This window comes from Nocardia sp. NPDC051832 (genome assembly GCF_040681285.1).
GTDB lineage: Bacteria > Actinomycetota > Actinomycetes > Mycobacteriales > Mycobacteriaceae > Nocardia.
Genome location: NZ_JBFAYL010000001.1, coordinates 1,938,714 through 1,964,670, shown reverse-complemented (window position 1 = coordinate 1,964,670; position 25,957 = coordinate 1,938,714). Strand labels below are relative to the sequence as shown.

Here is a 25,957-nt window from a genome sequence, read left to right as displayed (position 1 = left end):
CACCGTCAAGCGGTAGGTCCCGGTGGTTTCGGGAGGCCGCGGACCGCGGCTGATTCGGGGCCGAGGGAGAGGTCGGGGATGTGGTCGACGATGGTGAGGATGTCGGCCAGGTGGTCGGCGGTGGCGCGGAGTTGGGATTCGGTGTGTTCGCTGGTGAGGAAGAACCGGAGGCGTTCGGTGCCGGCGGGGACGACGGGGGAGAGGATGGCGCCGGCGTTGTAGCCGCGTTGCAGCATCGCGGCGGCGGCGTAGCCGGCGCGGACCTCGCCGGGGACGATGACCGGGACGATGGGGGTCGATTGGGAGTCGGCGAGGTCGAGGCCGTGGGCGCGCAGGGCGTCGCAGAAGACGCGGGCGTTGGACCACAGGCGGGTCAGGCGGTCGGGTTCGCCGGCGAGGACGTCCAAGCCCGCGAGGACGGCGGCCACGTTCGAGGGGGAGGGGCCCGCGGTGTACAGGGCCATGCCGGGGGCGGCGTATTTGATCGCCCGGATCAGGTCGGCGTCGCCGGCGATGAAGCCGCCGGTGCTGCCCATCGCCTTGGACAGACTGCCGGCCCAGAGGTCGACGAGATCGCCGGGGATATCGAAGTGTTCGCGGCTGCCCAGCCCGTTCGGGCCCAGCACGCCGAGGGCGTGCGCCTCGTCGACCAGGACGGCGCAGTCGTATCGCCGTGCGATCTCCGCGATTTCGGCGACCGGACCGAGGTCGCCGTCCATGCTGTAGTGGCCTTCGATGATCACCAGGGCGCGGTCGAAGTGATGCCGGGAGGTGCGCAGCAGCGCGGCCAGCGCTTCGGGGTCGTTGTGCCGGAACGTGACCCTTCGACAGCCCGACCACTGGGCGCCCGCCACCAGGCTGGCGTGCGCGAGCGAATCGCACACCGCCACATCGCCTTCACCGAGCAGGAAGCCGATGACGGCGGCGTTGCTCAGGAAGCCACTGGAGGTGACCAGAGCGTCACCGACGTCGTAGATGCCGGCGAGCCGTCGCTCCAGCTGGGCGTAGAGCGGGATCTCGCCGGTGACGATGCGGGTCGCCGACGCGGACGTACCGTACTGTTCGGCGGCCGCGTTGGCGGCGGCGATCACGCGTGGATGCTGTGCCAGCTCGAGGTAGTTGTACGAGCTGTAGTTCACCAATTCCCTGCCACCGGAACGGATCACCGCACCATTGGGCCCGTCCGGGGAGAGGTACAGCGGATGCGGCAGCCCGGTGGTGTCGACCAGATGCTGGATGGCGGCCTGCTTTTGCAACGCCGCCAGCACGCCGGGATGATCCGCGAACTGCCGTCCGGCCCCGCGGCGCGGCCGCGCCGACCGCACCGGAACCGGTTGCCGCCGTGTCGTTCCCGAGGGCGTCGGGATGCTGCCATTGGTCAGCAGCCGGCGAGCGATCTCGCGTTCCGACTCGCTCATCCGAGCACCTCCTGCCGGTCCGCGCCGTCCACGACGAGGTCGGCGATCCGCGCGCCTGCCTGCGCCAGGCTGAACGAGCGCCCCAACTGCATGCTGTTGATCTCCACGCCGAGCGTCTTGGTCACCAGCGCACCCCATTCCACGGCCATCAGCGAATCCAGGCCGAGTTCGGGCAGCGGCACGTCCAGCGCGATCGAGTCGGCGGCCACCCCCATCACCTCGGCGAGTTGCTCGGCCAGCACGTAACCGACCACCCCGGCCCGCTGCCCCTCGTCCAAGGCACTGATCTGCGCCCGCAGTCGCGCCGACGCCGAATTGTCCTGCGCGGCAGCGGCGATCAGATCCGCTACCCGCGCGGTGTAGGCCGCTTGCGGTGCGGCGAGCACCACCTTGCTCCAATCGACCGGAATGATGGCGGCCTGGCGGATCCCGAGTCGCAAGGCCTCGCCGAGATATTCGGTGCCCTGATCCATATCGATGGCATCGAAGCCCGCGATGCGCAGATAACGCTGCACCGTCTCGTCGGCATCGACCATGCCGCCGCCCGACATCGCGCCCCACCCGATGCACAGCACGCGCTGCCCGCGCCGCGCCAGCTGCTCGGCGAAGGACTGCAACGCCAAATTGGCCGCAGTATAGGAGTATTGGCCGATCCCGCCCATGATCGCGCTTCCGGAGGAGAACAGCACGAACAGGTCGAGCCGAACGCCGGCGGTACTGAGCGCGTCCGACACCGTGCGCGCACCGTCGAGCTTGGGCCGGAACACTGTGCTGAGGCTGTCCCGATCCATCGTGGTGATGCGCTGATCGTCGAGCACACCGGCGGCATGGAAGACGCCGCGCAGCGGATTGGCGGTGGTATGAACCCGGTCTACCACGGCCCCAACGGATTCCGGATCGGTGATATCGGCACGCTCGGCGAGCACCTCGATCCCCTCGGCGCGCCACAACTCCAGTTGCCGCAGCGCCAGCTCGGTCCCGGCCCCACCCCGCCCGACCAGCACCAGATGTCGTGCGCCCCGGCCGATCAGCCAGCGCCCGGTCGCCAACCCGAACGCCCCGTACCCGCCGGTGATGAGATAGCGGCCGTCCGGATCGATCCGCACCTCGGCGGGTCGCGGTCGCACCGAAGGGTTTTCAGCGCCGAGGTGCAGGGCGATCCGGGCCAGCCGCGTCGAACGCAACGCCTCCTCGAAGGCGCTCACCACCTCGCCGGTACCGAAGGACTCGACCGCCACCGGCCGGTAGACCCCGCTCGCGAGCTTGCCGAACACCTCCGAGACCCGCGCCATCACCTCGGCGGTCCGCAGGCCGAGCATGCGGTCCAGATCGAAGGAGTAGTAGCGGACGTTCTTGTCGAAGTTGCGCAGATCCAGCACTCCGCCGGAATAGATGTCCGCCTTCCCGATCTCGACGATCCGCCCGAATTCGGCGACCGCTGCGAAGTTCTGGTGAATGACCTCTCCGGGCGCGGTACTGAGGACGATGTCCGCGCCCCGCCCGCCGGTGAGCCCGAGCACGTCGTCGACGAAATTCAGCGACCGCGAATCCAGCACCGCGTCCGCCCCCTGATCCAGCACCCAGGCCCGGCGTTCGTCGGTCCCCGCGGCGCCGATCACGGTGGCGCCGTGTAGTTTCGCGACCTGGATCGCGCAACTGCCCACGCCGCCGGCGGCGCCGTGCACGAGCACGACATCGCCCGCCCGCACCCGGGCCAGGTCGAGCAGCGCGTATTCGGCGGTCACCATGGACACCATCGAGGTGCACAGTTCGGGCCGGATGCTGTCGGCGACCGCGCCGATCAGCGCGGCATCGGCGACGTGATAACGCTCGACCATGCCCGGCGAGGCCAGCCCGACTCGGTCACCGACCTGAAAGCCCTCGACGTCCGCCCCGACTCGCACCACGGTGCCCGCGCCCTCCATGCCGGGTGCGACCCCGAAATGTGTCGCACCGAGCTCGTCCGCACCGAGCACGCCGAGGATCTTGAGCGGATCCTTGAATCCGAGACCGATGGCCTCCATCCGCACTTCCACCTCGCCGGATCCGGGGCTCCGGCGAGCGGCGCGCCGCCACCCGAGCTGGGACAGCAGCCGGGAGCGGGGGATGTCGAGCGCGAAGTTGGCTTCCGGGTCGTCCAGCGGCTCGGGTTCGTCCAGGGCCGCCAGCCGGTCCGCCAAGGCCCGCGTGACGACGATGGACCAGCGTAATCCGTTGCGCAGGAACACTTCATCGGTCTCACCGGGAGCGAAGGCCCCCGGCACCGCCAGCTCATCGAGCAGTTCGGTGACGGTGGTGCCGGGATCGATGTCCACCAAGCGCCAGCGCACGGGCGGCTGTTCGTTGAGCAGCACGCGCCGGGCTCCGGCGAGCGCGGCGTGCTCGGGGTCGGGTTCGGCCGGGTCCTCCGGGTGCACGATGGCGCGCTCGGTCACCAGCGTGGCGTAGAGCGAGCCGTCGCCGGTCAGGGGTAGCGGTTCCGGGTTGACGCTGTCGACGAATTCTTCGACGGCCAAGGCGAGCCGGCAGAGCGTCCACAGCCGCCCGACGATGTCGCCGGCGCCCGCCACCACGCACAGGTGGACCCGGTCGACGCCGGGCGCGGCGTGTGCCGCACGCAACGCCTCGAGCACCCGGATCTGGAAACCCGGAGCGCCGGAATCGATCTCGACGAGTTCGGCGTGCGGCAGCATCCGGGTGATCTGCTCGGCGCGGCCCCCGTGCGCCGCGCCGAGCTCGACCACAACCGTCGCCGTCGTCTCGACCGGCGCCGTCGCGGCCCGGTCGAACGGCGCCCGGAGGATCCATTTCTCCTCGTAGTAGATCTGTTCGAGCCGGCGCTGTAACCCGCCGCCGAACGGCACCGCCTGGAAACGCGCGTCCACGATCCGCAGCACCGGATTGTGATCGGTGTCGAGGATGTCGATATCGGCGTGCAGTGCCTGGGTCAGCCGCGCCACGACCAGCACCTCACCGGGCAAGGCGGCGAAGCGCCGCACCGATTCCGCCCCGATGGGGATGATCGCACCGTCGCGGGCGGGACCGCCCGCGGCGCCGAGCGAGACGACCTGCCAGGCCGCGTCGAGCACACAGGGGTGCGCCAGATGCCCGGAGCCCGCGGCGATGCTCGCGTCGATCCGCGCGACCACTGTCTCGCCGTCCACCCACGCCTGCCGCACCAGCTGGAACGACGGACCGTGCGCGACCCCGGTGCCCGCGAGCTCCGCGTACAGCACGGCCGGCGACACCTCGGTCATCGCATCGATGGCGGGCACCTCGGTCTTGCCGGGGTGATAACTGCCGTCGACCAGCCGCCCGGTGGCGTGCACGGTCCAGCTGCTGCCGGTGGCGGTGCGGGACCGGATCGTGAACCGCCGGGTGGACTCCTCGACGCTCAGCTCCATGACAGGCACGTCGCCGGACTCGATGACCAGCGGCGCGACGAAACGCACGTGTTCCACGGAAGTGCCGGGCCGCGAGGCGAATTCGAGGGAGGCGGCGCTGAGCGCGGCGTCCAGATAGGCGGCGCCGGGCAGGACGCGGGCGCCGTCGACCACGTGATCCTCGATCCAGGGCAGAGTGCCCGTCGCGATCTCGACGGTCCACCGGCGCGGCTGCTCCAGATCCGGATCGCCGAGCATGGCGGGGACCTCGGGGCTGCCGTAGCGATGCCGGCTGAATTCCGGAATTTCGGACCGCAGGCGAACGCGCTGCCACGGATAGCGCGGCAGCTCCAGGTGCGGGCAGGTGGCCGGGAACAGCGCCGCGATATCCAGTGCACCCGCGGCGTACAGCCCCGCGAAGCACTTCCGCATGCTTTCGTCGTCCGGCTGTTTACGGTGCAAAGTCGCTATCGTGGCGCCTTTTTCGCCTGCGGCGATGAGCAGTTCGCGAATATTCGCGCCCAGCACCGGATGCGGGCCGACCTCCACGAAAACCCGTGCGCCCGCGCTGATGAGCGTGCCGATGGCATCAGCGAACCGGACCGGCTGACGCACATTGGCGCACCAGTATTCGGCGTCCCACTGCCCGTCGGTCAGCGCGCCGGTGACGGTGGAGTACAGCGGAATCGAGGCCGGCCGGGGCGCGAGCCCGGCCAAGACGGTGCGCAACTCGTCGAGAATCGGGTCCATCAACGCGCTGTGATACGGCACCTCGACCTGCAACAGTTTCGCGAAGATCCCTTGAGCGGTGAGGTATTCGGCGATCTCGGCAAGCCGTGCCGGATCGCCGGAGAGAGTGCACGCGTTCGGGCTGTTGACCGCCGCCAGGTCGACGCCGGCGTGCAGCCAGACGGCGGCCTCGGCAGCGGACAGACCTACCGCGAGCATCCCGCCGGTGCCCGCGGTGCGCGCCTGTAATCGCGCGCGCTGGTAGGCCACGGTCAGCGCTTCGCGCAGCGTGAGAACGCCGCTGACATAGGCGGCGGAGACCTCGCCGACACTGTGCCCGACGATCGCCGACGGCGTAATGCCCAGCGCGGTGAGCTTTTCGTACAGCGCCACCTGGATCAGGAAGTTCGCGGGCTGAGCGACCTCCGTTATGGTCACGCGGGACAATTCCTCGGGCCGTTGCAGCTCGTCGAGGATCGACCAGCCCGCGATCTCGAGGAACACCTCGTCGATGCGCCGGGCCGCAGCCCCGAATTCTGGATCGGTCGCCAGCAACTCGCGTCCCATGCCGAACCACTGCGGCCCCATACCGGTGCAGACGAATACCGGGCCAGCCGTCGGGCCGCCGACCGTCCGCTGCGCTTCCCGCCCTGCACCCGCCGCGAATTCGCGCAGCGCACCCAGCAATTCACCGGGGAAGTCGAAGGGGATACCGATCCGGAACTGGTGGTGACTGCGCCGAGTCCAGGCGGCCGCGGCGAGCTGATCCGCGTCCACCCCACCCGCCAGCAACGCGGCGTACTCCGCCGCCAGCTCCCGTACCGCCCGCTCGCTGCGCGCGGACAGCGGCAGCACCCCGAAATGCGGTACCCACGTGGTGGTTTCCGGCGGACCGGGCTGGTACTCCTGCACGATCGCGTGCGCGTTGGTCCCGCCGTATCCGAAACCGTTGACCGCCACCGTCATCGGCGCACCGGGTGCGAGCACTCGAGCCTCGCTCTGGATCGCCAGGCCCAACTCGTCTAGTCCCAGTTCCGGATTCGGCTCCTCGTCCAGCCAGCCCTGCGGCGGCAGCGTCCGGTGGTACACCGCCAGCGCCGATTTGATGACACCGGCGATGCCCGCGGCGGCCTCGGTGTGACCGAGCGTCGACTTGAGCGATCCGACGCCGACCGGATCCGCACGCCCGGTCTCCGCGCCGTACGCCCGTCCGATCGCCCTGAGCTCCAATGGATCTCCGACCGGGGTCCCGGTGCCGTGCGCTTCCACATACGTCACCTGCCGGGGATCGATGCCCGCCCGCCGGGCGACCGTCTTGGCCAGGCGCTCCTGCGCGTCGGCATTGGGCACGGTGATCGCCGTGGTCCGCCCGTCCTGATTCGATCCGGTCGCCTTGATCACCGCGTATACCCGGTCACCGTCCCGCTCGGCGTCGGCGAGCCGTTTGAGCAGCACCATGCCCGCGCCCTCGCCGCGCCCGTACCCGTCCGCGGACGCGCCGAAGGACTTGCTGCGGCCGTCTTTCGCCAGGAAGCCGCCCTTGCACATGGAAATGAACGTGCCCGGTTGCAGCATGAGGTTCACCCCACCCGCCAGCGCCGTCTCGCAGTCCCCGTTGTCCAGGGCCGAGCACGCCAGGTGCAGCGCCACCAGCGAGGAGGAACACGCCGTGTCGACGGTATAGCTGGGCCCGGCGAGGTTGAGCGCGTAGGAGATCCGGTTCGACAGCATCGTGTACGACGTGCCCGCCGACGAGTGCATATCGATGTGCGCCAGCGCCGCCCCGGTGAATCCGACCGCGAGTTGATCGAGCGTGAACGCGCCGACGTACACGCCGATCGGCGCACCGGCGCTGCGGCCCGCGAGTCCCGCGTCGTCCAGCGCTTCCCACGCGACCTCGAGAATAAGGCGCTGCTGTGGATCCATTGCCGTCGCCTCGCGTGGCGAGATGCCGAAGAAGTCCGGGTCGAAGGCCCACGGGTCCGAGGTCAGGAACGCGGCCCGGGTGGTGTACATGCGTCCGGGCGTGCGCGGGTCCGGGTCGTAGAAGCGTTTGTAATCCCAACGGTCCGAGGGGATCTCGGTGACCGCGTCCCGCTTGTCGAGAACGAAATTCCAGAAGGACGCCGGTGTATCGATGCCACCGGCGTACCGGCATCCGATGCCTACGATCGCGATGTCGGACAAGGAGGTACTCCTTTGAGTTTTGAAAGTCTCGAAATGCCCCCCGGCAGTGGATAATTCAGCCGATACGCAAGCTGGTCGGCAGCCACATCATGACGTTCACCGCCGGCCCCGACCGCCCGATCCGGATCTTCCCGAGCCGCTGCCCCCCGAAATCGGCGTAGAACCCCAGATTCCCGTCCTTACACAGCCCCAGCAGGGGTACGCAGGCGCGCTCGACCTCGCCGAGAATGAACAGCGACAACGCTTTCCCCACGCCCGCGCCCTGGAACCCCGGATCGACGCCCAGGGTGATTCCCAAGTAGTGCGGCAGTCCGGGCGCGAGCTTGGCCAGCGCGGAGTCCGTCGAAAGCACCCGGGGCCCAGCCGAACCCATCGCCCAGGTGAACTCGGGTATGGAGGCCAGGTAGCGCAGCGGCCCGAATCGGTAGCCCGGCGGCTGCCACAGCATCGCCCCGGCCACCTGCCCGTCGACGACCGCGACCTGCGCGCCGCCCGCCGGTAGATACTGGTGCCGGATCATCGCGCGGTACAGCCGCGGCTGTGCGCGCTTGCGCCGCTCCGGATTCGGGAACCAGTACTCCCCGAACGGATCATCGACGCCGAAGGCCCGATCCAGGACCGCGGTCATTCCCGGGATATCCGCTTTCGTGGCCGCGCGGACCTGCGCTGCTGTCCCGATCTCAGTCACGGGCACTGATCCGCAGGTGCAACGGCCGCTCCGGCGAACCGATGAACGACATCTGGCGGCGGATCGGCGCGTCGGAGGTGACCTCGAGCCGGAACCGCTGCGCGATGGTCGCCAGCGACAGCACCACCTCCATGGTGGCGAAGCCCTGCGCGACGCAGATCCGTTTGCCCGCACTGAAAGCCAGGGAGGCGTGGCGGCGCTCGGTGGTCATGTTCTCCGGGAGGTACCGGGCCGGATCGAACTGCTCCGCCTGCTCCCACACTCGCCGGTTGTAGTGCACGCCGTGCACGCTGACCACCACGGTGGTGCCCGCCCGCACCCGATATCCCGCCAGCACGTCGTCGGATTTGGCGACCCTGGTCAGCCCGATCACCGGCGGATAGATCCGCATCGCCTCGAGGAAGACCGCCTTGCACCACACCAGCTTGTCGACGTCGTCGGCGGTGGGTATGCGCCCGGCCAGCACGGAATCCAGTTCCGCATCCAGCTTTTCGCGCACCTCGGGGTGCTGCGCGAGCAGCGCCCACATCCAGGTCATCGCGGTCGCGGAGGTTTCCATGCCCGCGCCGATGAAGGTCATCAGCTCGTCGCGGATCTCGAGATCGCTGTAGCGGTGTCCCGTTTCCGGATCGCGCGCTCGCATCAACAACCCGAGCAGGTTGTCCTTGCTGGATATCCGGCCGCTGCGATGATCGGCGATCAGCGAATCCACCGCGCGTTCCATGCCGCGCAGCTCGAACATCAGATGCGGGGCCGAGGCCCAGGTCAGCGCGCGCATGGCCCGGATCGACAAGCGCGAGCCGGCCCGCCGCTCCGGCGGCTGCGTGCGCTTGACCACCCAGGTGGACAGCGCACGCAACGGCCGGCTCAGCCCGGAACTGAACCCCACTCCGTAGAACTGCAGCAGCCGCGTCAGGCTGATCTTCGAGATCGGTCCCGACAGGTCGGTGCCGAACATGGTGCGCGCCACGATATCCAGCATCAACCGGTTCATCGCGGGACCGATGTTCACCGTCTGCCCGGTGTCGGCGAGCTGCTGGATCCGGGCCGCGGCGTCCTGCGCGGCGTCGGTGATCGGGCCCGCGAACTGATCGATGGCGGTGCGCGAGAAGATCGGCCGCACCAGCCGCTGATTGCGCTGATAGCGCTGCTCGTCCATATCGGTGACCAGGCCCTGCCCGAAAGTCACCGCCATCATGTCGTACTCGGCGCTCTTGGCCCAGTTGTCCTGATTGGTCACCAGGATGTGGCGGGCCAGTTCCGGGCTGCGCACCACCAGGTACTTCAGCAGCGGCAGCCGGGTGACCATGACGTCGTCCTGACCCGGCAGTTCCGCGGCGAGGTAGTGCACCAGCGTGCGATCCCGGTAGCGCGGCACCAGCCCCGCCGCCAGTCGCCAGGACTGCCCCCAGGACACCCGGGTCCGGTGCCACCGCATCGGCGCGGGCAACCATTTGGGCGGAAACAGCTCCGTTCCGCCGTCGGCAGACGCGGTCATCTGCCACCTCCACATTCCCGAAAAGCCCTGACCCAGAGAGGGTTCTCGGCGATGCTACCGCACAGTAGTCAGTTCCACAGCATAGTTCAGGCCCGGTCAGAGCTGATTTTTCCAGAATTTCGTGCCTTCTAGACTTGAATGAGTCATAATTCGGACTGTGTCCACCAATTCGGAGTTCGAGCGAATGCTGCGTGCGGCCGGACTGCGTGTCACGGCCCCGCGGCTGGCCGTGCTGAATGTGGTGCACAACCATCCGCACGCCGACACCGACTCGATTCTCGGGCTCGTGCGCGAGTCCCTCGGCGCGGTGTCCCACCAGGCGGTCTACGACGTTCTGCGCGCATTGACCGCCGCGAACCTGCTGCGGCGCATCCAGCCCATGGGCTCCGTAGCTCGCTATGAGACCCGGGTGGGGGACAACCACCACCATGTCGTCTGCCGCTCCTGCGGCGCCATCGCCGATGTCGACTGCGCGGTCGGCGACGCGCCGTGCTTGACCGCCTCCAACAACAGCGGTTTCGTCTTGGATGAAGCCGAGGTCATCTACTGGGGCATCTGCCCCGACTGCGCGGCCGTCCAGTCGCGCACTCTCGCTTAAGACACAGCCCGACCCCCATCGAAAGGAAAGTTGCTGTGGCACAAGAACACCCGCCGATCGCCGAAGCCAACACCGAGCCCGCGGAGAGTGGCTGCCCGGTCGGAGCCGGTCGGCTCAAGTACCCGACCGAGGGCGGCAGCAACCGTGACTGGTGGCCCAACCAGCTCAACCTGAAGATCCTGCAGAAGAACCCCGCCGTCGCCAACCCGATGGACGCGGACTACGACTACGCCGCCGAGTTCCAGACCCTGGACCTGGCCGCGGTCAAGCAGGACATCGTCGAGGTGATGACCACCTCGCAGGACTGGTGGCCCGCTGACTTCGGCCACTACGGCCCGTTCTTCATCCGGATGTCCTGGCACGCGGCCGGTACCTACCGCGTCAACGACGGCCGTGGTGGAGCGGGCGCGGGTATGCAGCGCTTCGCGCCGCTGAACAGCTGGCCCGACAACGCCAGCCTGGACAAGGCTCGCCGCCTGCTGTGGCCGGTCAAGAAGAAGTACGGCAAGAAGCTGTCCTGGGCCGACCTCATCGTGTTCGCCGGTAACGTCGCGATCGAGGACATGGGCCTGCCCACCTTCGGTTTCGGCGGCGGCCGCGTCGACCAGTGGGAGCCCGAGGAGGACGTGTACTGGGGTCCCGAGAACGAATGGCTCGGCGACGAACGCTACACCGGCAAGCGCGATCTGGAGAAGCCGCTCGGCGCGGTCCAGATGGGCCTGATCTACGTCAATCCGGAAGGCCCCAACGCCAACCCGGACCCGCTGCTCGCCGCCACCGACATCCGCGAGACCTTCGCGCGGATGGCGATGAACGACGAGGAGACGGCGGCGCTGATCGTCGGCGGTCACACCTTCGGTAAGACCCACGGCGCCGGCCCGGCCGACCACGTCGGCCCCGAGCCCGAGGCCGCCCCGCTCGAGGAGCAGGGCCTGGGCTGGAAGAGCTCGTTCGGCACCGGTGTCGGCAAGGACGCGATCACCAGCGGTCTCGAGGTCACCTGGACCCCGACCCCGACCAAGTGGGACAACACCTTCCTCGAGGTGCTCTACGGCAACGAGTGGGAGCTCACCAAGAGCCCCGCCGGCGCGCACCAGTGGGTCGCCAAGGACGCCGAGGCGATCATCCCCGACGCGTTCGACGGCCCGAAGAAGCTGCCGACCATGCTGACCACCGACCTGTCGATGCGCGTGGACCCGATCTACGAGCAGATCACCCGGCGCTGGCTCGAGCACCCGGAAGAGCTGTCCGAGGCGTTCTCCAAGGCCTGGTACAAGCTCACCCACCGCGACATGGGCCCCAAGGTCCGCTACCTCGGCGCGCTGGTACCCGAGGAGACCCTGCTGTGGCAGGACCCGATCCCGGCCCGCGACTACGAGCTCATCGACGCCGCCGACGCGGCCGAGCTCAAGCGGCGCATCCTGGACTCGGGTCTGACTGTGGCGCAGCTGGTTTCGACCGCGTGGGCGGCGGCTTCGTCGTTCCGCGGCAGCGACAAGCGCGGCGGCGTCAACGGCGGCCGCCTGCGTCTGCAGCCGCAGCGCGGCTGGGAGGTCAACGAGCCCGATCAGCTGACCCTGGTCATCCCGGCGCTGGAGTCGATCCAGGAGGCGTTCAACGCCGAGCAGACCGGCGGCAAGCGGGTCTCCTTCGCCGACGTGGTGGTGCTGGCCGGCAACGCGGCGGTCGAAAAGGCCGCCAAGGACGCCGGTTACGCCGTCGAGGTGCCGTTCACCGCGGGGCGTACCGACGCCACCCAGGAGCAGACCGATGTGGATTCCTTCGCGGCGATGGAGCCCAGCGCCGACGGTTTCCGCAACTTCCTCGGCAAGGGCAACCGCCTCTCCGCCGAGTACCTGCTGATCGACAAGGCGAACCTGCTGACCCTGTCCGCCCCGGAGATGACCGTCCTCGTCGGCGGCCTGCGCGTCCTCGGTGCGAACCACAAGCAGTCCGCGCACGGCGTCCTCACTGCCGCCCCCGGCACGTTGACCAACGACTTCTTCGTCAACCTGCTCGACATGGCGACCGAGTGGAAGCCTTCACCGGCCGATGACGGCGTCTACTTCGGTACCGACCGCGTCACCGGCAAGGAGAACTGGAGCGGCACCCGTGTCGATCTGGTCTTCGGTTCGAACTCCCAGCTGCGCGCGCTGGCCGAGGTCTACGCCGAGGACGACTCCAAGCAGAAGTTCGTCGACGACTTCGTCGCGGCCTGGACCAAGGTGATGGACCTGGACCGCTTCGACGTCTGAAGCAATTAGCACAAAGGCGCCCCGCCAACCGCTCCGGTTGGCGGGGTGCCTTTTGCGTACGCGCTTGCGGCGCAAACCTTTACGCGGCGAAGCCCAGGCCCATCGCCACTGCGACCGGAATCAGGTACAGCATCGGGAAGGCCACGGTCTTGTACGAACGAGCCCGCAGCACGGTGATCACGGCCCCGGCGAAGTACAGGATCAACGCGATCGCCGCGGCCACCCCGATCGCGGGCACGAACAGCCCCGCGATCAGCCCGATCGACCCCAGAGCCTTGGCGACTCCCAGTGGGGTCCACCAGGTTTCGGGGACGCCGTACTCGACAAGCGGTTCGACCACGAAGGCGGCGCGGCGCAGCAGCGAGACGGCCGAGAATCCGACCCACAGGGCGGCGACAACGGTGACGACTAGGTAGGCGGTATTCATCGGGATTCTCCTCTTCGGGCGGGTTCGTCAGGTAGACGACGCAGCCCGCCCGGGTGTGACATCCGGTCAGGACTCGTCCAGGATTTCCTCTGTTTGCCCAGGTGGCTGTGCTCGCCGCTACCCGTTGCCGCGCAACTCGCCGGTTCGCTCCACATCCGCTTTCAGTTTGGCGAGTGCGCGGTGCTGGGCTACTCGAATCGCACCTGCTGTGCTCCCCACCGCGACAGCGGTTTCCTCCGCGGACAAACCCATGGCAAGGCGCAGGATCAGGACTTCCTGATGCTTCTCGGGGAGCGTCGCGAGTAGCTGGTTCAGCCGCCGGTGCGCTTCGGGTTCGAGAGCTCGTTGTTCCGCGCCGGCAGGTACGGGCAACAGCGTCTCCGGGGGTTCGGAGACTGCTTCGGCTTTCGTGTGGGCGGCGTAGCGGTGGGCGTCGGCGACCTTGTGCGAGGCGATGCCGTAGACGAAGGCCATGAATGGGCGGCCCTGGTCTTGATACCTCGGCAGGGCTGTCAGTACAGCCAGGCATACCTCTTGTGCGACATCGTCGGCGGAGATTCGGCCGCGTGCGACGCCGATGCGCGCCCGGCAGTAGCGGACCACGAGCGGGCGGATCAGTTCGAGCACCTGGGCCAGCGCCCACCGGTCGCCTTGTGCGGCGGCGGCAACGGCGCGGTCCAGCTCTTCGCCCGCGGTGTGGAAGATCTCCTGAACCCGGGGCGGGAGCGCGGGTTCGGCGTGCGTCTCGGTCTCGGCCGCGGGGAGTTGCGTCTCCGCGTCGGCCGCGGGGAGTTGGGTCTCCGCGCCCGCCATATGTTTCGGCAGTCGCACGCCGAGCAACTCGGCCGCGACGCGACGAGGCAACGGCAATTCGACGGCCGTGGTGCCGGGGGCCGCGATGGCACGCCTGCGGTCGACGCTGAAAAGGCTGGCGAGGACCCGCTGTGGCAACGAATCAGCTGTCACGGGGAACCTCCGCCGGAACGCCAGGGGCGTCGGTACTTCCCGCGCGGGCGGCCGCGCCGTTCCCGATGGGCGATTGCGGTTCGGGCGCGACGCCGGTGATCGCCGTGGCGACCTGCGGCACCGCGCCGAGCTGAGCCAGCACCGAAGGCGCGGCGAAACCCAGTGCAATCGCGACGAATACGCCGTTGATCTGACCGGTCACACCGAAGATCGCCGCGGCGGTCGCGCCGAGGCCCATCCGGATGGGGAGCATGCAGGAGTGCACCGGGACATCGATGAAGGTGCGCGCTTTGGGCGGGCGCCCTTTCACCCGGCCGGTCCCGGTTCTGCGCGCCGCTTGCCAGCCTGCCAGGCAGTTGAAGATCGCGAGCACTTCGAAAAGAGCGCCACCGCCGCCTCCCAGCAGCGCGAACTCCCACCACCGCAATGCCTGGCCTCCTAGTGTTCCGGCTTGGTGGGTCACATCATTGCGCAGGCCGGATGTCCAAGATGGATAGAAGGCAAAACTTCTAATGGAATGAATCATTCCGTTCTGATAGAGTCTTGGCAGACGGACCGCGAGGGCGTGGTTCGAAGCGAGAGGTAAGACTGATGAGCGAGAACACCGCGACCGACTGGGCCGTCCTGACCACCGCGCACGACGCGCTGCGCACCGTGGTGCGGGGCTTGGCCGCCGATGATCTGGCGAAGCCGACGCCGTGCGCGGAATGGACTGTCGCGCAGGTGATTCAGCACGCGGCGGGGGATCAGATCGGTTACGCCGCGTTCATCACCGGCGGGCCCGGACCGGAGGAAAACCCCTTCGCGCCCTCGGGAATCCTCGGTGCACCGGCCGACGTGCTCGTCGATCGGGCGATGAGCGCGGCCGCCGCCGCGTTCGCCACGGTCCCGGCCGACGCGGCCGAGGTCGCGGTGCCGATCCCGCCGAACAAGCTGACCGCGGAGCTGGCGGCCGGTGCGTGCGCGCTCGATGCCGCTGTGCACGCTTGGGATCTCGCGGTCGCGTCCGGTCAGCCGTCGCCGCTCACGTCCGAGCTGGCTCGGCAGCTGTTGCCGGTCGCGCAGGCTCTCGTCGAGCCGCTGCGCGGATTCGCCTTCGCGGATGCCTTGGCCGGCAACGATTCCGAGGCCGTCGGTGTGCTGCTGCGCTACCTCGGCCGGAATCCGCAGTGGCAGGCCTGATCGGAGCGCACGGCAAGTCGGGGCAGCGGAAGCGAATGTTTGCTACATAATTGCCAACATGACGCTTCCGCTCAGTAGACGTGGGCTTTTCGGTCACGCCGGGGCCGTTTTGGGGCTCGGACTCCTCGCCAGCTCTGGTCGGGCGATCGCGCAGCCAGGTTTGCTGGCAATGCCGCTGGACGCCGGGCAGACGGTCACCATGAGCCTCAACGGATTCGGCAGCACACTGGTCGTGACGCTGCCGCCGCCGCTCCCGGCGCTCAATTTCCTCGGCTCACGGGTGGCCAAAGTGCTGGTCGGCGGAACGGATTTCGTGCAGTTGCAGGTCCTGAACTTCAGTGCCGAAGCCGCACATCCGATGTTCGGGAAAGTCACCCTCAGACAGCCCGAGCGAGATGTCAGCCCGAACAGCATTCTCGCGCTCTCGCCCAGCGGCCGCAGTCTCATCGAAACCTGGCGGCAGAGCATCGATGTCACCTTCGAACGCTGCGGTGACTGCCCGGGCCCCTTCCGCTTCAGCACCCTCGAGCCCGCGGAGTGGACCGCCGAACTTCCCGACTTCCCGCCCATGGCGCAGCGCACGAACCCGGACGGTTCGCCCTCCGGCGGCTCGCGCTACCGAATGACCCGCCCCATCCGGCTCTTCGCCGACTCGAACACCCCCCGCGCCGCCCACACCCCCGCGCTGCCCGCCTCCGGCGGCGCGCCAGGCGAAGACGAACGCGTCCGGCGGAGCGACCACCGCGCCGAGCGCGACAACGCCGGCACCTGCCGCTGCGCCCTCGGCTCGGCCCTGCCCAGCAGTGACCTGCCGCCCGGCACCGAATTCGCGCGCATCGAAAGCCTCCACTTCAACCAGGGGCAGCTCATCGGATAGCGCCGGTTTCAAGAATCCCAAAGCAGCTCATGGGAATGCGCCGGTCTTCAAGATCCACGGCGGCTGGCTGGTTGGTGCTTGTCCGGTGTGGATTCCTGGGTGGCTGGCTGGTTGGTGCTTGTCCGGTGTGGATTCCTGGGTGGCTGGCTGGTTGGTGCTTGTCCAGTTTGGATTCCCGGGGCGCCGGACTGGGTAAGCGCCGGCTTCGTGAATCCATGGGCAGCTCATCGGTTCGCGCCGGCGTCAAAGCTGAGGTCGGCTCATCGGACAGCACCTGTCTGGGGCCGTAGCGGCGTGATACCTGAGAGGTACTTCGCAGACCATCCTCGCGTTGGATGTGGCTGGGGCGCATAGTTTCTAGGGTGGGTGGGGCCTGGTGTCACACCAGTGACGGTGTGAGTACCCGGGAATGGGGCTTTGGTGCGCCTGCCGAAAGGCTCGCTGGCAGGTGACGGCCAGGCGGGGTGTTCGAGAGCAGGGATGGATGAAGCGGTTCGGCGAAGTCTTGACCGGTGCTCGGCCGGTCGGTGGAGTGGCGGTGCTCGCGGCCACGGCTGTTGTCGCGGCCGGGGTGTGCACCGTCGTGCTGCACACGCTGCGATCGGATACCGCGTTGACGGATCGGCAGGCGATCGCGCTGTCCCTGGCGCAGGGGCTGGCGTTACTGCTGGTGGCGCGTGCGCCGCACCTCGCGTGGGCGCTCTCGCTCGGAGTGGTGGCGTTGTCCGCGCTCTGGGTCGGGGAAGGACTGTGGGTCGACGCGACGCTCAACAGTTACCTAGTGGTGCTGGGTTTGGCCTCGCTGCTGGTCACGCCGCGGGCCGCGGCGGGGCAGTGGCTCGGGATCGTGGCGCTGAGCGCCGTCCTGGCAGCCGTTCTGCGCCCGTCGGATTGGCTGTCCGCGGCGATCACCGTGGCGCTGCTGGCCGGGGTCGTGCAGATCGCGGGCGTGTCGCTGGGCGGATTGATCGCCACCCAGGCCAGCCTGCGCGAACAGCGCGCCGCCACGCGCCGGGAACGCGAACGCACCGCGCTGCTCGAGGAACGGGCCCGCATCGCCCGGGAACTGCACGACGTGGTGGCGCACCACATGTCGATCATCGCCATCCAGGCCGAAGCCGCCCGCCACCGCGAACCGGACACCATGCCGGATACCTTGGCGTCCATCCGCTCCAGTGCGGTGACCGCGATGGGAGAGATGCGCCGCATCCTCGAGGTGCTGCGATCGGGAGACACCGGGGTCAGCCCGCAACCAGGGATCGACGACCTCACCGCGTTGGTGGAAGCGGTGCGCGCCACCGGAACCCGGGTCGAGATCGAGTTACCGAGTTCCGCGCCCCAGCTATCCCCAGCCGTCGGCTTGACCGTGTACCGCCTGGTGCAGGAGGCGCTGAGCAATGCCGTGCGGCACGCCCCCGGAGCGCCGGTCTGCATCCGAATCACACGTAACGGCACCGATCTCGGAGTAACGGTCGACAACCCGTCTGGGAGGGGCGCGGTCGATAACCTGTCCGGTAGGGGTGCGGTCGATATCCCGTCCGGTAAGGGTGCGGTCGATATCCCGTCCGATTGCGACTTGGTCGATAACCCGTCCAACAGCGGTTCGGTCGATAACCCGGTCCACAGGGGCGCAGTCGAACCCGGTCACGGACTGACCGGAATGCGGGAGCGCGCAATGGCTCTCGGCGGGACCTTCGATGCCGGCCTGACCGGTGACGGCTCGTTCCGCGTCACCGCCACTCTCCCGGTCGAGGTCGGGCGATGACCATCCGTGTCGTAATCGCCGACGATCAGCATCTGGTCCGCGAAGGTCTGGCCGTGCTGCTCGAGAGTCAGCCCGACATCACCGTTGTCGGCCACGCCGCCGACGGCCAGCAGGCCGTCGACGCGGTGGCGCGGCTGCGACCCGACATCGTTCTGATGGATGTCCGCATGCCCGGTCTCGATGGCTTGGCGGCTACCCGCCGGATCACCGCGACGGGTAGTCCGGCCCGCATCATCATGCTCACCACCTTCGATCTGGACGAATATGTCTACACCGCACTGACTTTCGGAGCCAGCGGGTTCCTGCTCAAAGACGCCTCGACGCAGACCTTGGGTGATGCCGTCCGCGCGGTCGCCGGTGGCGATGCCATGCTCGCACCATCGGTGACTCGACGGCTCCTCGAACAGTTCACCCGCCCAGGCGGATTCACTTCGGCGGCGCGTCCCACGGGTCTGACCGCCCGGGAGACCGAGGTGCTCGTTCTCATCGCGCGCGGCCTCTCCAACGCGGAAATCGCCTCGAATCTGGTCATTTCCGAACAGACGGTGAAGACGCACGTAGGTCGCGTGCTGGAGAAACTGCACTTGCGCGACCGCACGCAGGTGGCGATCTACGCCTACGAAACCCGCTTGATCGAGCCACGGTGAACACGCTTGGTCTTGTTTCCTCCGCTCTCGAATGTGATCCTGGCCACCACGTCCTTTCCGGGACGGCACGAGGATGAGGAGCTTTCGTGAAGTTGCAGCACTGCTTACCGGTATTGGCGATCGCCGCGCTGATGACGACCGCCGCGGGCCCAGCACAGGCGGCCGGGCAACCCTATGTCGCGCTGGGTGATTCATATGCCGCCGGCGTCGGAATCCCGACCGTCATCGATCAGGCCTGCGACCGTTCCGATCGCAACTACGCCCACCTGGTCGCCGCCAAGCAGAGCTACACGCTCACCGACGTCACCTGCGGCGGCGCCACCACCTCCGATGTCGCCGCCATCCAGATGTCCGCGGTCGGCGCGAGCACCGAGATCGTCACGCTCGGAATCTCCGGCAACGACATCGGTTTCGGCGACATCGTGCGCAGCTGCGTAATCCTCACCGGCGGCGCGGGCTGCCGCAACAAATACCCGGACATGCCCGCGCGAATCGCCAAGGCGGGCACCGCCGTCGGCAATCTGCTCGACACCATCCGGGAGCGCGCGCCCAAGGCGAAGATCCTGCTCGTCGGCTACCCGAAGATCATCCCCGACAACGAGGCGAGCTGCACCGGCGTACAGCCGTTCGCCGCCGAGGACCTGGCCTGGGCCCGCGACACCGTGGTCGAAGGACTCAACTCGATGCTCCAGGGTCACGCGGGCGACCGCGTCACCTACGTCGACACCCAGGCCGCCACCACCGGCCACGACATGTGCCAGCCCGCCGCACAGCGCTGGATCAACGGCGCCCAGGTGGAATCCGGCAGCAACGGCCGCACCATTCATCCGAACAGCCTGGGACACGAAGCCATGGCCGCTCAGGTACTGGCGCGACTGGGCAGCGGCCCCGGCCTCCCCACCGGCAGCTTCGGCGGCTGAGCCGCGTTCAGGAAACGGCATGGCGCGATTCCGCGCCGTGCCTGCGCCCTGGCTGCGGGTTTCATCGTCCGCTTCGGCGAGGCCCGGGTCGGCCTGCAGCCACGGGACTGCTCGCGGCATTGGACCGTCCGCGGTCGCGCTTCGACGCAGCACCTAGTCCCGCTGGATCAAGCGAAACACGCTCGTGCGCAAGTCTTCCCGTACTCCCTCTTCGTACAGCTCGGCCAGCGCGATCTCGGCGACCATGGCGACGAGTAGTTGGCCGACCGCGGCCGGGTCGGGCCAGCCGAGGACGCTCAGGTCGGGGTGCACGACCTCGGTGAAGCGCAGGTTCCGCGCGTGTACCTCGTCGAGTAGGTCCGTGTCGGTGCGTGATTGGGCGAGAAAGGCTTTCGTGCCCCGGGTGCGCAAGCAGGCGTCGAGGTAGGTGGTGATGCCGGTCGTGAGTCGTTCGCGCCCCGGCGGCAGTCCGGCGATGGCGGTGCCGATGACGTCGGCGAGTTCGTCGTGGTAGCGGCGGTGTAGCGCGATGACGTAGCTGCGGCGATCTGGAAAGTGGTGGTAGAAGCTGCCTTTCGCCATCCCGGCGGCAGCGACGACGGCGTTGATCGACAGCCCGCGCAGTCCTCGGTCGTCCGCGACGTGCACACCCGCGTCCAGTAGCGCGGTGCGGCCTGGCTCGGCCGGTCTGGCCATATCGAATCCCTCTCCTGCGCATGCTCTTCCGTTGATACTACGCACAGGCTACGCTGTGACCGACCGGTCGGTCATAACGCCGGTGTTATCTGCTGAGGAGATCGACAATGCGTTTTCCCCGACGGTGGGTGCTCCTGTTCGCCACTGCGGCAACCCTGTTGGCAACCCAGGCCACTGTGGCGGCCGAGCCCGCTCCCTCCTACAGCTACCTCTCTGGGGTGCTGGCACAGCTGCGCGGTCCGGATCTGCCGCCACCCGGTGCGAACGACTGGTCCTGCCGGCCGAGCGCCGAGCATCCGAATCCCGTTGTGCTGCTGCACGGTTTGAGTAACCAGACCCTCACCTGGCAGACCCTGTCGCCGGTGCTGAAGCAGGCTGGGTACTGCGTATTCACCACGACCTATGGAACCGGTGCGCTCGGCCCGCTCGGCGCGCTCACCCCGGTGCCCGAAAGCGCCCGCCAGATCGGCGATTTCATCGATCGCGTGCGCGCTGCGACCGGCGTGGCGAAGGTCGACCTGGTGGGGCACTCGATGGGTGGCGCGGTGCCGTTCTACTACCTGAACTATCTGGGCGGCGTGCCCGAGATCGGTAACTACGTCGCACTGGGAGCCCCGCTGCACGGCTCGACCCTGAGCGGCGCCGAGGCGCCGTTCTCCGCACTCCTGTCCGCCCTCGGTGTCCGCGATCAGGTTGTCGCGCAGTGCGGTCCGTGCGATATGGCGCCCGATTCACCGTTTCTGCGGGTGCTCAACGCGGACCCGGCCATCGCCCCGGACATCCGCTTCACCACCATCGTGAGCCGCTACGACGAGATCGCCACGCCGTACACCACGGGCCAGCTCGCGGGGCCGAACGTCCGCAATATCGTCCTGCAAGATCTGTGCGCCACCGACTTCACCGAGCACTACGAGCTGACCGCCGACCCGGTGACAGTGCGCGAGGTGCTCAACGCGCTGGATCCCGCCAACGCGCGGCCGCCGTTCTGCACGCTGGTCCTGCCCTTCGTGGGCCCGCCCGCGGGCTGAACGTCAGCCGTTGATACTCGCGGCCAGCGTTTGCAGCGCGCGCAGGAAGACCTTCCGGTCGGCGGGCGTCAGCAAATCCAGCAGGGTGTCCTCCTGCCGCTGGATCTCGCGCTGCGCCCGGTCCCGGATGGTGCGTCCGGCCGGGGTCAGCAGAACCAGGTTCACCCGGCGGTCCGCGGGATCCGGACGTCGTTCGATCAGCTCGCGATGCTGTAACTCGTCCAGCACGCCGATGATCCGGGTCTTGTCGGCGCCGATCGCCTTCGCGAGCGCGGCCTGGGTGTACACCGGCTCGGCCCCGAGGCCGAGCAGCACCGCATATCCCCACATGGACAGTCCGTGACGCTCCAGGATCGGCATTTCCGCGAGCATGAGCGCACGGCCGAGCGGCGCGAACATCGCGGCCAAGTCGGGTCGGCGGGTTTCCTCCATGACTAGAAAATACTGCCTCGCGAAATAATAGGCGTTTGCATATCGTAGGCATGAGCGTACTGTTGGTGGGGCGGCCGTTCCGGGCCGGAACGAAAGGATCATCGTGTCAACCGATTCGACTGTTCAGACCGATCTGCTCACCCTGCACACGCGGGTCATCCAGGCCAGTATCGACATCGTCGACGAGGTCGCGCCCGCGGATCTGCCCAAGCCCACCCCGTGCGCCGACTGGACCCTGCACGGCCTGCTCACGCACATGATCGCCCAGCACTACGGCTTCGCGGCCGCGGTCCAGGGCAGCGCCGCGGCGGAGCCGTGGAAGTCGCGTCCGCTCGGGCCCGATCCGGCCGAGAGCTACCGCGCCGCCGCCGAACACGCCCGCGCGGCGTTCGCCGAGCCGGGCGCGCTGGAACGGCAGTGCCCGCTGGTGGAGTTCGGCCCCGAGGTCCGGGTCGCCGGAGCCCAGGCGCTCGGCTTCCACTTCGTCGACTACGTGGTCCATTCCTGGGATGTGGCACAGACTCTGGGCTTGACCGTGTATTTCGACGACGAGGTACTCGCCGCCGCCCACCAGGTCGCCGCGGCCGTGCCCGGTGGCGAGCTGCGACTGGCTCCCGGCGCGGCATTCGGGCCGGTGGTGCCCTGGCCGGAGGCGGTCACGCTCGATTCGATCGTCGCCATGCTCGGCCGCTCGCCGTCCTGGCCCGATCCGGCGGCCTGAGCTCAGGGGTGGTCGAGCGGTCCGAGTGGTCCGAAGAAGCCGACGATGCGGCGAATCCGCCCGTCCTCGGCGAACTCGACCAGGTCCAGGCCCTCGGGCAGAGCCGTGCCGTCGGCGAGCACCACATGCCAGGCGAAGCGAGCCACCTCGTGGTGCACATCGATCGCGCTGGTGCGCAGCACGGCGGCGCCGGGACGCCGGGAGAGCACCGCGTCGATGTGGTCGAGCAGACTGTCCAGGCCGACCGCGTGCACGGTCGGATCGGTGTAGGTCGCGCCCTCGGCCCACACCCGGCTCAGTAGCTCCCGGCGCTGCTCCGGATCGGGCTCGCTCCACGCCGCGCAGTAGGTGTTGATCAGCTTCTCGTGGGACATGCCGGGCCTATCCGGGTGTTGCGGTGCGGGCATCCGGATCGAAGCCGCCGGGGATCTCGAAAATGGCGCCGGTGAACGTCGCGGCGAACAAGCGCCCCGCCGCGAAACCGCCGCCGCCGCGCCCATAGCTGACCACGCTGGTCGTCGGCCCGGAGGTGCCGAGCAGGCAGGACTGGCCGGGGCCGTCGAGGCGGATGATCTGGCCGGAAGTGTTGAGCGGCACCACCGGACGATCCAGCGAGTCCAGGGTCAGGCCGTCCGGGGCCGCGCCGGGCAGGTCGATCAGTGACTGCGGAGCGTCCGGGCGGCGGACCGGAATCCGGCTCACCCCGGGGTTGACGAATGTCCGTGAGACGTAGAGGAATTCGTCGTCGGAGCTGAGCACCGCGCCGTTCGCGCTGGGCAGATTCCCCCAATCCGCCTGCACCGCACCGCCCGGGTACACCCGGCCGATGAGACTCGCGAAGTCGTTGGTGGCGTAGACGATTCCGTCCGAGGCGACATCCATGCCGTTGGCGGCGCTGAGCCCGGCCGCGAACGGCGACATCGCGCCGGTGCCGGGATCGAGGCGCGCAATCCCGGCATGGCGCAGGGCGTCACCGGCGAAGACCCGTGGATCCGCGCCGTAGCCGACCAGCAGCGCACCGTCCGGACTCCACGCCAGAGCCCCGCCGCCACCGCTGGGCACCGTCGCGATCGGCACCGCGGGCGCCCCGGGCGCATCGATGCGGAACACGCGCCCGCTGAACAGATCCGTGGTGTAGGCCCGCCCGAGCGGGTCCACGGTCAGCCCCTCGAGGGCGGTCCCGGGGATCGAGGCGACCTGCACCGCGGGCTGACCGCCGCCCGGGCAGACCGGGGCGGCGCTCGCACCGGGCGCCGTCGCCGTGGCGAGAACGGCGAAGGCCGCGGCGGCCAGTGCGGTACCCACCTTGTCGCTGGCGTTCATTGCCTACCTCGCTGTCGGGCGGTCCACCGTGCCCCTCCGACCACGCCGTCAAGATAGCCGACCGATCGCCCCGGATCGGCGGAACTCGCGGAATCAGGCGGGTTCGGTCAGTCCGCCGGAAGCAGTCCGCGCCGCTTCAGCAACGGCCGGATGTCCGGGCCGCGCCCGCGGAAGGACTCGAAGGCCGCCATCGGATCGACCGAACCGCCCCGCGAAAGCAAGGCGCGACGGAAGGTTTCGCCCTTCTCGCGGATCGAGGCGGCGCCGTCCTCGAACCAGTCGACGGTGTCGGCGTCGAGCACCTCGCTCCAGATATAGGAGTAGTACCCGGCGGAGTAGCCGCCGGAGAAGATGTGCGCGAAGTACCCGGTGCGGTAGCGCGGCGGGATCGCCGCGACGGCGACGCCCGCCTTGCGCAGCGCCTCCTCCTCGAAAACCTCGGGCCCGGCCTCGACGGCGGCCGAAATGCGGTGCCAGGCCCAGTCCAGCAGGGCCGCGCCGAGGTATTCGACGGTGCGGAAGCCCTCGCCGAACTGCTCGGCCGCCGCCATCCGCTCGATCAGCTCGACCGGGATCGGTTCGCCGGTCTGCACGTGTTTGGCGTAGTGCGGCAGGATCTCCGGGCGCGCCATCCACATCTCGTTCACCTGGGACGGGAACTCGACGAAGTCGCGCGGCACCTCGGTGCCGGAGAAGCTCGGGTACTGCACGTTCGAGAACAGCCCGTGCAGGGCGTGACCGAACTCGTGGAACAGGGTGCGGACGTTGTCCCAGGTCAGCAGGGCGGGCTGACCGGGGGAAGGCTTGGCGATATTGAGGTTGTTGACCACCACCGCCTTGGCGCCGAAAAGGCCGGACTGACTGACCAACTCGTTCATCCAAGCGCCGCCGCGTTTGGACGGACGTTTGAAGAAGTCGCCCAGGAACAGGCCCAGTTCGCCGCCGTCGGCGTCGAAGACCTCGAAGACCCGGACCTCCGGGTGGTAGCCGACGAGATCGGTCCGTTCCCGCAAGGTGATGCCGTAGACCTGCTCGGCGGCGTAGAACACCCCGTCGCGCAGCACGCGCTCCAGTTCGAGGTAGGGACGCAACGCGTCGGCGTCGAAGGCGAACTGCTGCGAGCGCACCTTGTCCGACCAGTACTGCCAATCCCAGGAGCGGAGGTCGCCGGCCGCGGGGTCGGCGGCGTGCATGGCCGCCGTCAGCTGCGCCTGCTCGCGTTCGGCGTTGGCGACCGCGGGCGGGACCAGGCGGCCGAGCATCTCCTCGACCGCCGTGGTGGTCTTCGCGGTCTGGTCCTCCACGGTGTAGGCCGCGTGGTCGGGGTACCCCAGCAGCTTGGCGCGCTCGGCGCGCAGACTCGTGATCCGCACGGCCAGGGCGGCATTGGGCTGTGCGCCGAAGCCGCGGCCGAGCGAGGCCGCCATCATCCGCCGCCGCACGTCCCGGTCCGCCAGTTCGGCCAGGATGGGCTGGTTGGAGACGTTCTGCAAGCTCAGCGCCCACTTGCCCGGGTGGCCAAGGGGTTCGGCGTTCGCCGCGGCCGCCGCGATGTCCGCCGTCGCCAGCCCGGCCAGGTCCGCTTCCCGATCCAGCAGCAGCGTCGCGGCGTTCATGGCGGCCAGATTGTGCTGCCCGAACTCGGTGCCGGCGGCGGCCAATTCGGCGTTCAGCTCCCGCAGGCGGGCCTGCCCGGCCGCGTCGAGGCGGGCGCCGGCCCGGACGAACCTGGTGTGCTGCTCCTCGAGCAGTCGCAGCTCCTCGGCGTTCAAACCGAGCTCGTGCCGCTGGTCGTGCAGCGCTTCGAGGCGGGCGAACAAGGCGGGGTTCAGCAGGATCGCGTCCCGGTGCGCGGCCAGCCGCGGCGAGATCTGCGCCTCGATCGCGTCGGTGCCCGGCGTGGAATCCGACCCCGCGATATTGAAGAAGACATTGGTCACCCGGGTCAGCATCGTGCCCGAACGTTCCAGCGCCCCCAGGGTATTGGCGAAGGTGGGCGGCTCCGAGCTGGCGGTGAGGGCGTCGATCTCGGCCAGCTGCTCCGACATGCCGCGCTGGAAGGCGGGCAGGTAATGCTCCTCGCGGATGTCCGCGAACGGCGGCAGCTGGTAGGGGAGCGTGCTGGGCTCGAAGAACGGGTTGCTGGTCACCTTTGAACTGTATGCCCGAACCCGGGTGCGGCGGGCGGAGCTGGGAATCGGTCTCCATTGGATAAAG

General features: G+C 68.7%; 21 protein-coding genes. 9 read left to right on the top strand and 12 right to left on the bottom strand.

The window, feature by feature from the left end:
- Positions 1–5: 5 nt before the first annotated feature.
- Genes AB0M14_RS08780 through AB0M14_RS08765 form a run of 4 tightly spaced genes read right to left on the bottom strand, consistent with a single transcriptional unit; the run spans position 6 to position 9,903 of the window.
- Positions 6–1,418, bottom strand: a complete 1,413-nt coding sequence (locus tag AB0M14_RS08780; RefSeq protein WP_364990684.1) for an aminotransferase class I/II-fold pyridoxal phosphate-dependent enzyme — start codon at positions 1,416–1,418, stop codon at positions 6–8.
- Entirely contained in the window at positions 1,415–7,717 is a 6,303-nt protein-coding gene (locus AB0M14_RS08775; RefSeq protein WP_364990681.1) for an SDR family NAD(P)-dependent oxidoreductase, read from the bottom strand. The genes AB0M14_RS08780 and AB0M14_RS08775 overlap by 4 nt, the downstream gene beginning before the upstream one ends.
- A 55-nt stretch (positions 7,718–7,772) precedes the next feature.
- On the bottom strand, positions 7,773–8,405 hold the full coding sequence (locus tag AB0M14_RS08770) for a GNAT family N-acetyltransferase (RefSeq protein ID WP_364990679.1): 633 nt from the start codon (positions 8,403–8,405) through the stop codon (positions 7,773–7,775).
- Entirely contained in the window at positions 8,398–9,903 is a 1,506-nt protein-coding gene (locus tag AB0M14_RS08765) for a cytochrome P450 (RefSeq protein WP_364990677.1), read from the bottom strand. The genes AB0M14_RS08770 and AB0M14_RS08765 overlap by 8 nt, the downstream gene beginning before the upstream one ends.
- Before the next feature lie 157 nt (positions 9,904–10,060).
- On the opposite strand from AB0M14_RS08765, the gene AB0M14_RS08760 reads away from it, so the two are divergent.
- Both AB0M14_RS08760 and katG read left to right on the top strand, forming a co-directional pair.
- Complete coding sequence (locus AB0M14_RS08760) at positions 10,061–10,501, top strand: Fur family transcriptional regulator (RefSeq protein ID WP_364990674.1); 441 nt, start codon at positions 10,061–10,063, stop codon at positions 10,499–10,501.
- Between the two features lie 35 nt (positions 10,502–10,536).
- Positions 10,537–12,756, top strand: coding sequence for a catalase/peroxidase HPI (gene katG / locus AB0M14_RS08755; protein WP_364990671.1), 2,220 nt, complete (start codon positions 10,537–10,539; stop codon positions 12,754–12,756).
- A gap of 79 nt (positions 12,757–12,835) precedes the next feature.
- Here the strand turns inward: katG and AB0M14_RS08750 are convergent, their stop codons facing one another.
- The 3 genes from AB0M14_RS08750 to AB0M14_RS08740 form a co-directional block, all read right to left on the bottom strand.
- The gene (locus AB0M14_RS08750) at positions 12,836–13,183 is read right to left on the bottom strand and encodes a DoxX family protein (RefSeq protein WP_364990668.1); all 348 of its coding nucleotides are present in this window, start codon (positions 13,181–13,183) and stop codon (positions 12,836–12,838) included.
- Positions 13,184–13,300: 117 nt separating this feature from the next.
- A complete protein-coding gene (locus AB0M14_RS08745) occupies positions 13,301–13,888 on the bottom strand; it encodes a sigma-70 family RNA polymerase sigma factor (protein WP_364991423.1) in 588 nt (195 codons plus the stop codon).
- Between the two features lie 250 nt (positions 13,889–14,138).
- The gene (locus AB0M14_RS08740; RefSeq protein ID WP_364990665.1) at positions 14,139–14,576 is read right to left on the bottom strand and encodes a hypothetical protein; all 438 of its coding nucleotides are present in this window, start codon (positions 14,574–14,576) and stop codon (positions 14,139–14,141) included.
- Between the two features lie 164 nt (positions 14,577–14,740).
- Between AB0M14_RS08740 and AB0M14_RS08735 the strand changes: the two genes are divergently transcribed.
- The 5 genes from AB0M14_RS08735 to AB0M14_RS08715 all read left to right on the top strand — a co-directional run bounded on the left by AB0M14_RS08735 (position 14,741) and on the right by AB0M14_RS08715 (position 19,540).
- Positions 14,741–15,331, top strand: coding sequence for a TIGR03086 family metal-binding protein (locus AB0M14_RS08735; RefSeq protein WP_364990661.1), 591 nt, complete (start codon positions 14,741–14,743; stop codon positions 15,329–15,331).
- 58 nt (positions 15,332–15,389) lie between these two features.
- On the top strand, positions 15,390–16,208 hold the full coding sequence (locus AB0M14_RS08730) for a hypothetical protein (protein WP_364990658.1): 819 nt from the start codon (positions 15,390–15,392) through the stop codon (positions 16,206–16,208).
- Between the two features lie 484 nt (positions 16,209–16,692).
- Positions 16,693–17,973: a histidine kinase gene (locus tag AB0M14_RS08725; RefSeq protein WP_364990656.1), complete on the top strand. Its 1,281-nt coding sequence runs from the start codon at positions 16,693–16,695 to the stop codon at positions 17,971–17,973.
- Positions 17,970–18,620, top strand: a complete 651-nt coding sequence (locus tag AB0M14_RS08720) for a response regulator transcription factor (protein WP_364990653.1) — start codon at positions 17,970–17,972, stop codon at positions 18,618–18,620. The genes AB0M14_RS08725 and AB0M14_RS08720 overlap by 4 nt, the downstream gene beginning before the upstream one ends.
- Positions 18,621–18,706: 86 nt before the next feature.
- Positions 18,707–19,540 (top strand): SGNH/GDSL hydrolase family protein, encoded by an 834-nt coding sequence (locus AB0M14_RS08715; protein WP_364990649.1) that lies wholly within the window; start codon positions 18,707–18,709, stop codon positions 19,538–19,540.
- Positions 19,541–19,693: 153 nt separating this feature from the next.
- Here AB0M14_RS08715 and AB0M14_RS08710 read toward each other — a convergent pair whose 3' ends face one another.
- Complete coding sequence (locus AB0M14_RS08710) at positions 19,694–20,236, bottom strand: TetR/AcrR family transcriptional regulator (protein WP_364990645.1); 543 nt, start codon at positions 20,234–20,236, stop codon at positions 19,694–19,696.
- 107 nt (positions 20,237–20,343) lie between these two features.
- Between AB0M14_RS08710 and AB0M14_RS08705 the strand changes: the two genes are divergently transcribed.
- Positions 20,344–21,264: an alpha/beta fold hydrolase gene (locus AB0M14_RS08705; protein WP_364990642.1), complete on the top strand. Its 921-nt coding sequence runs from the start codon at positions 20,344–20,346 to the stop codon at positions 21,262–21,264.
- Positions 21,265–21,267: 3 nt separating this feature from the next.
- On the opposite strand, the gene AB0M14_RS08700 is transcribed toward AB0M14_RS08705, so the two are convergent.
- Positions 21,268–21,696 (bottom strand): MarR family transcriptional regulator, encoded by a 429-nt coding sequence (locus AB0M14_RS08700; RefSeq protein WP_364990639.1) that lies wholly within the window; start codon positions 21,694–21,696, stop codon positions 21,268–21,270.
- 103 nt (positions 21,697–21,799) lie between these two features.
- Between AB0M14_RS08700 and AB0M14_RS08695 the strand changes: the two genes are divergently transcribed.
- Positions 21,800–22,417 (top strand): TIGR03086 family metal-binding protein, encoded by a 618-nt coding sequence (locus AB0M14_RS08695; protein ID WP_364990637.1) that lies wholly within the window; start codon positions 21,800–21,802, stop codon positions 22,415–22,417.
- A 2-nt stretch (positions 22,418–22,419) separates the two neighbouring features.
- Here AB0M14_RS08695 and AB0M14_RS08690 read toward each other — a convergent pair whose 3' ends face one another.
- The 3 genes from AB0M14_RS08690 to AB0M14_RS08680 form a co-directional block, all read right to left on the bottom strand.
- The gene (locus AB0M14_RS08690) at positions 22,420–22,791 is read right to left on the bottom strand and encodes a nuclear transport factor 2 family protein (RefSeq protein WP_364990634.1); all 372 of its coding nucleotides are present in this window, start codon (positions 22,789–22,791) and stop codon (positions 22,420–22,422) included.
- Positions 22,792–22,798: 7 nt separating this feature from the next.
- A complete protein-coding gene (locus AB0M14_RS08685) occupies positions 22,799–23,740 on the bottom strand; it encodes a hypothetical protein (RefSeq protein WP_364990631.1) in 942 nt (313 codons plus the stop codon).
- A 107-nt stretch (positions 23,741–23,847) separates the two neighbouring features.
- Positions 23,848–25,890 carry a M3 family metallopeptidase gene (locus AB0M14_RS08680; RefSeq protein WP_364990628.1) on the bottom strand — a complete coding sequence of 681 codons (2,043 nt, stop codon included), beginning with the start codon at positions 25,888–25,890 and terminating at the stop codon, positions 23,848–23,850.
- Between the last annotated feature and the right edge of the window lie 67 nt (positions 25,891–25,957).